We start from the raw sequence: 10,070 nt of genomic DNA on the forward strand, positions 1-10,070 counted from the left end.
CAAGGCCAGACGACAGACAGCTACGGCCTGTTGGAATAGTACTGGTTCTGTAAATATAAGGTAAAAACCCTAGTGTCAAGTCTGATAAAAATGCCGCATTCAAGCGATTAAGGGACTTTGGCTGCTTGAGAATCACCGAAAACTCAATTTGCTTAGGGGTTAATGCAAAGGATATGCCTAGTGGTAAGTCTGTTCCTTCTGGCGTGCAACCTGCCGGCGCAGAGCCGAATAGGGACGGGCGCCGTCGTCGACCTGTACGAGCAGCATTGTCTCGCTTGCCATGGTCAATCCCTTGAGGGCGGCCTTGGCTCAAATCTGGTCGATGATGAGTGGATCCACGGGGATAGCGATGCGGACATGGCGCGGGTGATCCGGGAAGGCGTTTTGGATAAAGGCATGGTTCCTTATGAGGGAGTGCTCTCGGACGAGGAAATCCAGTCCCTGGTGATTTACATACGCGAGATGAGGCAAATTGCCCTCGCAGAGACAGCTACCCAAGCCCGCGAACCGGTTGAAGGCGTTTTCACTTCCGAACATCATTCCTTCACATTGGAGGAGGTGCTGAAGTTGGAGGGAGACATTTTCTGGTCCATCAGTTTTCTTCCGGATGGCGGCATGTTGCTGGCGAAATTTGGTGGTGAACTATTCGTTGCGCGGGATGGCCAGCTTGGTGAGCCGATTAAAGATCTGCCCGAAGTGGATCGGTACGGGCAAGGCGGTTTACTGGAGGCCCAAGCCCATCCAGACTACGAGGAAAACGGTTGGATATATCTCGGGTATTCTGAGAGATCAAAAGCTGCCTCCGGCCAAAATGCTTACATGACGGTAATCGCCCGGGGGAGAATCAAGGATGGTCAATGGATTGATCATGAGGATATCTTTCGTGCGCCCGATAAATTCTATGGCCGGTCCGGGGTACACTTTGGAACGCGTTTTGTTTTTCAGGATGGTTACCTGTATTTTTCAATCGGTGATCGAGGGGTCATGCAGGAGGCTCAGGATTTGGGTTTTCCCAATGGCAAAATCCATCGCATTCACGAGGATGGCCGCATTCCGTCGGATAATCCCTTTCTTGAAGAGGAGGGCGCGATTCCTTCTATCTGGAGCTATGGTAACCGGAACGCCCAAGGGCTTGATCTGCATCCGATAACCGGTGAAATCTGGTCGACAGAGCATGGACCGCGCGGCGGGGATGAGTTGAATCGCATTGAGCGAGGGGTCAACTACGGCTGGCCGGCTATCAGCTACGGTATCAACTACAATGGAAAGCCTATTACAGGCCGTACCGCTGCTCCCGGAATGGCGCAGCCTGTTCATTACTGGACACCGAGTATTGCGGTATGCGGGATTGATTTCTACGAGGGAGATGCCTTTCCGAAATGGAAAAACGATTTGTTTGTCGGCGGCCTGAGATCGGAGCAGCTTGAACGCTTCAAACTGGATGGGGACAAGGTGGAAGAGCACGAGATTGTCCTTCAGGGGCAGGGCAGGGTGCGGGATGTTGCGACGGGTCCGGATGGGGCACTCTATTTAATTCTTAATGAAAACCGTAACGGTGGTCCAAGCCGGGTTGTCCGGTTGGTGCCGTCCAACAACTGAGCAGGTCGTTTGGAATTAACCCGATGGCTTATCGGGATTGATTCCCGGATAAAAAGAAGCCCCCCTGACAGGTGTGTCAGGGAGGCTTCTTAAAATAAACCGAGAGTTCAGTGCGATGGATTGATCACTCAACCCGAATCACGAAGAACTGCTTGTCGGTGACGGCACCGGTGGGCTGGATCACCATTCGTGTGAAACTCAGGTCGTCTGTCTGGGACTCCATTGTAAACGGAGCCGCTGGCCAGCTAGAGACGCTGGTGGAGAGATCCGGGCTGCTGTACAAGTCCCACGAGTAACCAGTCGCGTAGCGATTGATATCGAAGGCCAGACTCACGGTTGACGCTGGCCCCGGGAAAATGGTCAAGATGTCGGGATCCAGATTGAGGGGATCCGTCAGCAGGACGTACTCCTCAAAATTGGTCTTACCATCATTCTCGGGATCATCCCCAGCGAGCACGGCGGTGCCTCCGGGAGCGCCTTGGAAAGCGTAGATGCCCCAGTTTTCATAAGTGCTCGGCAAAAGGGCCGGGACACACCACCAATGGTAGAATTCCCCCGGGCTTGCATTGGCCTGAATATGGATCCCCGAGAGATCGGAGTATCGCAGATGGCTTCCGGTCGAGCGGTTTGTAATCAAGTACCAACCAAATTCCACCTGGCTCCATGACCATTGGGCGTCGGTGCCTGTCGTTGAGGGCGAGGCCCATTCGACTGTCGAGGCACTGGACTGGCGCAGGCGGCTGCCGTCGATGACCGAGGTAATGTAGTAAAAGCCATTACCAATGTCCTCAAAGACGACTTGCGCGGATGGTCCCCCGGTGCGGATATCGGCTTGGTCAACGACCGCTGATCCATCGTTATGCACCCGCATGTCAAAGCCACGGTTGTGCAGGATGTAGGGCTTGTCGGCCAACGGGCTGAGCGTGCCGTCCCAGCCCATGTAGAGCTCACCGATTGAAGTAAAGGTGCCATCCGAGTATTTCCAGTTACTGCGCCGCAGGAGCCCGGTGGGATCAACCGGCATGCTGAAATCCTTGGTTGGGTCAGCATCGCTCACCTCCTTGAATCCAAACATTGAATAGCGCTTTACAACCGGGTTGTTTTCCAGACGCCAGAGCAGTTCAAGCATGGCATGGTAGAGATCGTTTTCGGTCCATGAAACCGTATTGGCAAATGCGGAGAACCCGAATTCCGACAGGATGACTGGTTTGTCAGCATAAGTTGCGGAGAGATCATTGATATTCAAAATGATTTGGCTGGGATCGTTGTATTTTCCGCTGCTCAAGTCCGGTCCGCGGTAGGAGTGCATGCCAAGGTAATCAATCTTGAAATCCCGGGCATCCGCCTCGGCCATGAAATTCTGCATCCATGTGTTGTTGTATTGGGCTGTTGCCGGGCTGAGAAGCGGGAGCGAACCGGCCATGACCTGCGGCCAGAGCTCCACTGCTTCGCTAACCGGAATATTGGATTGCTCCGACTTGTCCGGTTCGTTGAAGCCCATGAGAATAAGCGGATAACCGCGCGTGGCCCAGTCTGGAAAACGCAGTGTCAAGGGCAGCTGGGTTGCCGCATTGTAATTGTCCACGTCGAGATTGGCTTTGCCCCATTGCATGGGCGTATAATCCGTCTTGGTGGTATCGAGTGTGACAAAGTCATTGGCGGTCCAGCCGTACCACCAGTTGGCACCCATGTCGTCGCCAAGGGTAGGCGAGGCAGGTGTATTCACATTTTCAGTACCGGCCATTCCCTTCTTGGGAAAAATCCTGACAAAGCTCACATCCCATCTTTGGGCATCGATAGCTGCTTCAGCGCGTTGCACGACCGTGCCGGCATCTGCCTCAAGATAGAGACCCGAAAATACATTCCTGAATTTAACAGAGCCACCGCTGGCGCTTTCGAGAATCCATTGCTGGCTCTGAAATCCAGTATACGGTTCCTCAATGACGGCCGCATCAGCTGCCTTGGAGGCATCCGCGACAGCGAGTACCTCCCGGCTTCCCTCGTTGAATATCCGGTAATTTTCAGATCCGGCATTGAGGAGGACATTATAAAGCTGCGCGTCGTCCTCAGTGTCTGGAGTCACCACGCTGGCGCCAACCGAATCGGCAGTCATTGCGTTGCCATCGACGACGGATAGGAGCTGGTAGAAGCCGTCACTGTAGTCCTCATATGACTCAGCTGGCGGGGTGCTGCTTTTGGCATTTATGTCGAGCGGGTATCCGCTGGCGCCATTGTCCGGGAAAACCTGGAGTTCACGGATGGCCACCTGGGCGGTATCGCTAATATTGACCCGGACCGCGTTGGCTCGCACGGCAGAGGTAAAGTCGACGACCAGATCGGTCTCCGTGTTGCCCGTGATGGTTGCTCCCGGGGCGGCTTTCCAAAGGCCGTCGGCGTCGTCACGGTACTCAATATCAAAGTCGGCAATCGGCGTGCCGGAGGATGAAGTCCCCGAATGCAAGTGCACCGACTTGATGTCAATCTCATCACGGATGTAGACCTCAAAGGTGTGGCCTCCGGTCGCTCCGGACAACCAGTAGCTTCCGAGGTAACCATCGACTCCAAGGCGCGGGGCCTGTCCGACTGCGCTTCCGCTGACTTCTGTGCGGCCATCCTTGGCCATATTGAGCGTGACCCCGGTCCCGAGCGGATATCCGACACCGGCGTTGAACGGGAAGAGTGCCCACTCGCGTATTCTGGGACGGCCATCGCCGTAGTTTTCAAGAATCGTGAGGCGAAACTTTTTGGCGGTAATGGGTGAGAAGATGATGTTGTGCTCGGAGTCCGCTGTTGAATTGTCCTTGTATGAGCCCGGAATGATGACCCAGTCGACAAGTCCCTCATCGTAATAATCCATGCGGAACTTGCGAGTTGTCTGGCCGTTATTGACGCCGTGGAAAAGGTGGTAGCTACCAATTTCGACCGGCCCCGGAAATTCAATTTCAAGCGTCTGCGGGGCTGAAAAGCTTGGTGCGGGCTCAGTATTGGGCATGATCCATTTGAAATCGCTTCCAACAACTCCGTCGGTTGCGTAGCGGGCAAGACTTTGTCCGGATGAAGCGGTTACATTGGCGAGGCGGGCAAGGTTTTGATTGATTGGATTGATAGGCTTCGAGGTGCCGGCAAGGCTGAGTTTCGGAGCAAAATCAATGCCCTTGTAGCGAATGTTGCCGTCGGCCGCGATATAGATGCGGAATTCGGGTACGGAGCCGTCGATCGTTCCGGTCAGCGGGTAGTCAAAGGCCCAGAAGTATTCACCTGCCCCGGCAAAATTGAAGGCTGCGGTATGGGTCCCAAAATCAATATCGTCACCTGTGCCGTAAGTGCCATCGGCGCCCAGGTAGGTTATTGTAACGGTTGCTTCTGTTGCGGTTGTTGCAGCAGCCCCGGCGCAGGCCCAGCCGATGCCCGTGATAGTGACTTCACTGCCATCGATACCTTGATTGACTCCGAGAACACGCTTGGCAAAGAGATCGCTGGTCGTGGTGTCGGTCCCGCCTGTGGCGGCGTCGTCCAGAAGGAAATCGGGTCCGAGCTGTGCGGTCACATCGCCCAGGTCAATCTCTGCCGGCGTATAACCCGAGGGATTAATAGCCGTCGATGTTCCGGCGGCGCTGAGTTTTGGGACAAAGTCGACTCCCTTCAGGCTGAGGGGCGCGTTGGCCGTCAGCTTGAACCGGAAATCCCGGGTGGAGGACGTCACGATTCCAGATATTGGTGTGTCAAAGGTCCAATAATATTCACTCGCTCCGGAAAAGCTGAGCGTATCGGTCTGGCTTCCGAGCTCGATATCGTCAGCCGTGCCGAATACGGCGTCAGCACCCAGATGGGTGATTGTCACCGTGACTTCCGTCGCCGTGGTGCCGGTGCCCGAGGAAGCCCAGCCAATGCCGGTGATAGAGACATTGCTGCCATCGGGTCCTTGGCTCAGGTCGAGAGTCTTTCGAATGTAAATGTTGCCGGATCCGTCCGAGTTGGTGTCGGTTCCGCCGGTGGAGGCACCATCTATCAGGAAATCGGGCCCGAGGAGCGCGGTCACATCGCCAGCTTGGATGGTGGCGGAATGCATGACGAAGGGCGCAAGGAGGATCGTCAGGGAGGCGATTAATCGGAATTTCATAGGGTTTGCTTTTGGGGGTTGGGTAGCCGTTGGGTTGTTAAAGCGTGGATATTGTAGCACAACTGGGAAGGAGATGTTTGTCCCAGTGTATCGAATGCCTTGTCCATTCATCACAAGTGACTGGCCAGTGGCACAAGGGGTAGAGGAATCAGGGTATATGGATTAAACAAAAAAAAAGAGCCCCGGGGTATCCGGAGCTCTCGATAAAAAGAGGTTGAATGGTCCTTACTTCAGCCGCCGGCGGATGAGCACAAACCCGAGGGTGAGGAATCCGCCCAACAGGGCATACATGGAAGGCTCAGGGACAGCGGTTATGCTGACATCGTCCACCCATGCGGCATTGGAGAAGGTCACGTCCCTGTCGAATCCGAAGAAAACCACTAGATCAAACGATGAATCTGACCGGGTGAAGGAGATTGTCTGGTCCAATAAACCAGAAGTTCCGCCAGCCGTATCTGCATCAGTATAGGTGACAGTAGTCCCCAGTTGGTTGAAAGAGGCATCAGATGCCGCAAATTTACCTACAGATCCATTTACACCTGCTGCAGTGACCACATCCATGTAGTAGGCATTTGGAGAGCCCACACCGAATTTAGCCTCAAACACAGAGACGTAGAGTGTGGATCCCGCGGCGTTATTGATATCGAGAATGTCAAAATTTAGTTCGAATGTATTCAATCCGGTCAATCCATTGATGGTGGCGGAATTGATGAACATAGCGGCCGACCGATTACTGCCATTTTCGTGTCCCTTCAAGGTAAGAGCCGCACTTCCTTTTGTCGTGGTGATGTCCACCGCACCCGAGGCTAAAGCTCCCCAAGTGCCCTCACCGGTGAATTGGCTCTTATAAAGTAGCCCACCATCCGTGTTATCATCGAATATCAGCGTGTCAGAGCTGAAATCGGTGGAGTAAATGGTTACTTGGGCGTGGCTTGCCAGACCAGCTATGCTTGCCGCAAGCAGAGTGAGAATGAGTTTTTTCATATTAATTCGACTTCGGGGTGTTATTCCAAGGGTTAGACTTAGTTTTGGACAACCTAGTATGTCATTTTCCACCATAATTTGCCCGGTGAAATTGTCTCATAGGGGTGGAATTTTGTCCCGGTCTGCGGGATACTAGTGTTTTTTACTTTTCCTGCAGTCAAAGCGGTCAAGCTGCGGGAGGAACATGGTTTATCATGCGATGGGGAAGCACGAACGCTTGATAAGCGCCTTTTCCCTTCGTATCTTGGGTATGGTAAACCCTCAATTCAGGAAAAATCATGTCAGATCATATATATAAAAAAGTGGAAATAGTTGGTTCATCGAAGGAATCGGTGGAAAAGGCCGTTGAGAATGCAGTCAGTCGCGCATCCAAGTCCCTGCACAACCTGCGATGGTTCGAGGTTCAGGAAATCCGTGGACACATAGACAACGGCAAAGTCGATCATTGGCAGGTAGGGGTGAAGATCGGGTTTACCCTGGATGAGAACGACTGATCAAGCGCTGCTGCAGGGCCTCTTTCCCCCTGAGATAAGCACTTCCTGTTCCGAGCCCGGAATCTTCCGGGACCAGGTCTTTCCCGAGGAATGGGCATTGGTCGAGTCCGCTGTTGCCAAGCGCCAGGCTGAGTTTTGCGGGGGCCGGGTCAGTGCACATCTGGCGTTGGAAAAGCTTGGCATAGCCAAGACGCCCATTCTTTCAAATCCCGACCGGTCGCCATGCTGGCCTGCGGGGGTTGTTGGCACGATATCCCATACAAAGGGTTTTTGTGGGGCAGCTGTTTGCCAAAGAGGGGAGATAATCGGCCTGGGGCTGGATATTGAATTGGCTGAGCCACTTGATGAGAAGTTGATCCGCAGGATTTGTACTGCGGGGGAACAGGGTTGGTTATCCGGTTACCCGGTTGGGCAGGCAGGTCTTTTTGCCAAACTGGTATTTTGTATCAAGGAGGCAGCCTACAAATGCCAGTATCCCATTACCCGTCAGTTTATTGAATTCCACCAGGCGGAGGTACGGCTCGATCCGGGGGCAAAGACCTACGAGATTGTTTTCACGGGTTTGAAATCCGGTACGCCTCAATATTGTGCCCAAATTGGAGGGAAGTACGACATGACGGATACCCATGTCTTCGCAAGCGCAGTAATTCGCCGGGAATCGCCCGAATAAACCGAAGGAACGATTGTTATTCTGAAACAGGCGGTTTTTGCGCCTCTATGACGATTGTTTCCAATTCAAAGAATTCCCTTGGTTTGCGGGTGGTGTTTTCCAACTCGCAAAGGGCAGGCTCGGAACTTTCGCATACTGGGAGTTCCCGGACTTCAATAAACCCTGAATCAGCCAGCGACCGGGACAGGGATTCGCGGTCATAGATGAATTGGTGCCCCCAGTCCCTGACAAAGTTATTGATGTAATAAACCGGATCATCGGCAGGTGCCCATGGCATGCTGCTTTTGTGCTGGTGATCAAGGTAAGCCTTCGTCAGCTCATCGGGCTCGGCGAAATAGGTGCCAATGACAAAGGCAAGATCTGGCGTGGCGGTGCGGATGACTCCTCCCGGTCGCAGGACCCTGAAACATTCGTCAAGCATGACCCGCCCCTGGGAATAGGAGAGATGCTCGATCAGATGTTCACTGAAGATATAGTCAAAGGCGTTGTCCGGATATGGGAACCGCCTTGTCGCATTCAGGTAGAACGAATTCTTGCTGGCCAGATGCATGTCTGTATTCAGCCAGGAATCCAACGGATGATGTCCGCAACCGATATGCAATTTCGGGGAAGTAGACTGCTTGAGGTATCGGGCCTCCGGGCTCCAGCTTGGCAAGCCGATTCGCTGGTAGACAAGACTCGCGTATCTTCGAAGACGTAACTGAATGCCGAGGGGTGTCATGAAAATGCAGGGTAGGGCCGACCCGTCTTTAAGCAATTCTATAAAAGAAGGGAGGCCTCAATGGACATTCAATAATTGAATTGTTGCCGCACCCCCTGATCCTTCCATAGAAACAGATAATGGCTCACATTCTTTGCATGTCGACCGGCACATCCGGAATCCTGAATTCCAGTTTGCAGTTGGTGGCGCGGTTACAGGCATTGGGGCACCGGGTCACCTATGCGAGTCCCCGGCCGGTTGGGGACATTATTGAAGCGGAAGGGGTTGAATTTCTGCAATTGCCAGCTGTTACCGGCCAAACGGAGCCTCCGTTGCCGGAGGGAATCAAACAATTGGGCGACTTCCGACGTTTCCTTTGGAAGGTCCGTCGTAAAGGAATCCGGCAAGCAGAGGCAGTTGACCGACTGGGTGTGGGATCCTTCTCCGGCATGTTGGACGATCTCTCTCCCGATGTGGTGCTCGCCCATGTCGAATTGCACGAATTTATCATCACTTCGGTAGCGAAAAAGTTCAACGTTATCCTGTTCTGCTCATGGTTCAGCATTTGGAATCGGCCGGGTCTTCCACCGATCGAATCAACAATTGTTCCCGGTAACGGATTCAAGGGAAGCCGGCTGGGAATCCGTCTGGCTTGGGCCAGGAGAATGATGAAGCGATGGAAGGAAAACCAGTCTTCGGCATGGTCATCGGGATTCACGGATCGTCGTTCGGCCCTGCGTTGCTATGCCAAGTCCATTGGCTTTCCACGCAGGCTTCTACAGAATTATAATTGGCCTCCGCCGTTTACTTACAGTGAACTTCCCGTGCTGAGCATGACTGCCGGTGAGCTGGACTTTCCTCACTCAGTACGTCCAAATTTTCAATATATCGGCCCAATGGTAAAAACCCGACGGGCGGAAGCGCGCGTTGATGAAGGGACTCGAGAAAAAGTCACACGCGTACTTGAGGATTGTCGGCAAAACGGAAGAAGGCTCATCCATCTTGCGGCAACGTCAATGCATGCAGGTGATGTCAGCTTCCTTGCCCGTATCCTCCAAGCTGTGGGCTCCCGGCCTGACTGGGTTCTGATTGGCGGCCTTGGGCATGCCTCGACTCTCGAGGAGTTGAAGGATATCCCGCCGAATGCCCACGTTTTTGAAATGATTCCGCAGCTGGCGGTGTTAAGGCAGGCTCATTGCTCCATCAACCATGGTGGCATCAACTCCATAAACGAGTGTCTTGTATTCAGGGTTCCGATACTTGTCTACTCCGGTGGGATGTTCGACCAGAATGGATGCGCTGCCCGCGTTGCTTACCACGGCATCGGCCTGCGGGGAGATAAATCAGATAGTGTTGAGGCAATCGTGCAACGCATCGAGGAAATCCTGACGGACGAATCAATTGCCCGGAAACTGCAGGAAACCGCCTCACAGTATGAGGGCGAAGAGGCAGGCAAGCGCTTCAGTCAATTGATGGACAAGTTGATATCCACTTAGCCGTGGT

The 10,070-nt window shown here is 53.5% G+C and carries 7 protein-coding genes; 4 read left to right on the top strand and 3 right to left on the bottom strand.

Features of this window, described 5'->3' with window-relative positions; translation table 11 throughout:
• Window positions 1-180 precede the first annotated feature (180 nt).
• Window positions 181-1,599 carry a PQQ-dependent sugar dehydrogenase gene (locus G0Q06_RS04155; RefSeq protein ID WP_338045105.1) on the top strand — a complete coding sequence of 473 codons (1,419 nt, stop codon included), beginning with the start codon at window positions 181-183 and terminating at the stop codon, window positions 1,597-1,599.
• A gap of 124 nt (window positions 1,600-1,723) precedes the next feature.
• Here the strand turns inward: G0Q06_RS04155 and G0Q06_RS04160 are convergent, their stop codons facing one another.
• Window positions 1,724-5,719, bottom strand: coding sequence for a glycosyl hydrolase (locus tag G0Q06_RS04160; protein ID WP_163962742.1), 3,996 nt, complete (start codon window positions 5,717-5,719; stop codon window positions 1,724-1,726).
• Between the two features lie 225 nt (window positions 5,720-5,944).
• The gene (locus G0Q06_RS04165; protein WP_163962750.1) at window positions 5,945-6,703 is read right to left on the bottom strand and encodes a PEP-CTERM sorting domain-containing protein; all 759 of its coding nucleotides are present in this window, start codon (window positions 6,701-6,703) and stop codon (window positions 5,945-5,947) included.
• A gap of 278 nt (window positions 6,704-6,981) precedes the next feature.
• On the opposite strand from G0Q06_RS04165, the gene G0Q06_RS04170 reads away from it, so the two are divergent.
• The gene (locus G0Q06_RS04170) at window positions 6,982-7,197 is read left to right on the top strand and encodes a dodecin (protein ID WP_163962752.1); all 216 of its coding nucleotides are present in this window, start codon (window positions 6,982-6,984) and stop codon (window positions 7,195-7,197) included.
• Window positions 7,184-7,867: a 4'-phosphopantetheinyl transferase family protein gene (locus tag G0Q06_RS04175; protein WP_163962754.1), complete on the top strand. Its 684-nt coding sequence runs from the start codon at window positions 7,184-7,186 to the stop codon at window positions 7,865-7,867. The genes G0Q06_RS04170 and G0Q06_RS04175 overlap by 14 nt, the downstream gene beginning before the upstream one ends.
• A gap of 16 nt (window positions 7,868-7,883) precedes the next feature.
• Here the strand turns inward: G0Q06_RS04175 and G0Q06_RS04180 are convergent, their stop codons facing one another.
• Window positions 7,884-8,588, bottom strand: a complete 705-nt coding sequence (locus G0Q06_RS04180) for a class I SAM-dependent methyltransferase (protein WP_163962756.1) — start codon at window positions 8,586-8,588, stop codon at window positions 7,884-7,886.
• Between the two features lie 119 nt (window positions 8,589-8,707).
• On the opposite strand from G0Q06_RS04180, the gene G0Q06_RS04185 reads away from it, so the two are divergent.
• Window positions 8,708-10,063, top strand: coding sequence for a glycosyltransferase (locus tag G0Q06_RS04185; protein WP_163962758.1), 1,356 nt, complete (start codon window positions 8,708-8,710; stop codon window positions 10,061-10,063).
• The last annotated feature ends 7 nt before the right edge of the window (window positions 10,064-10,070 follow it).

Origin of the sequence: Oceanipulchritudo coccoides (assembly GCF_010500615.1) — a bacterium.
GTDB lineage: Bacteria > Verrucomicrobiota > Verrucomicrobiia > Opitutales > Oceanipulchritudinaceae > Oceanipulchritudo > Oceanipulchritudo coccoides.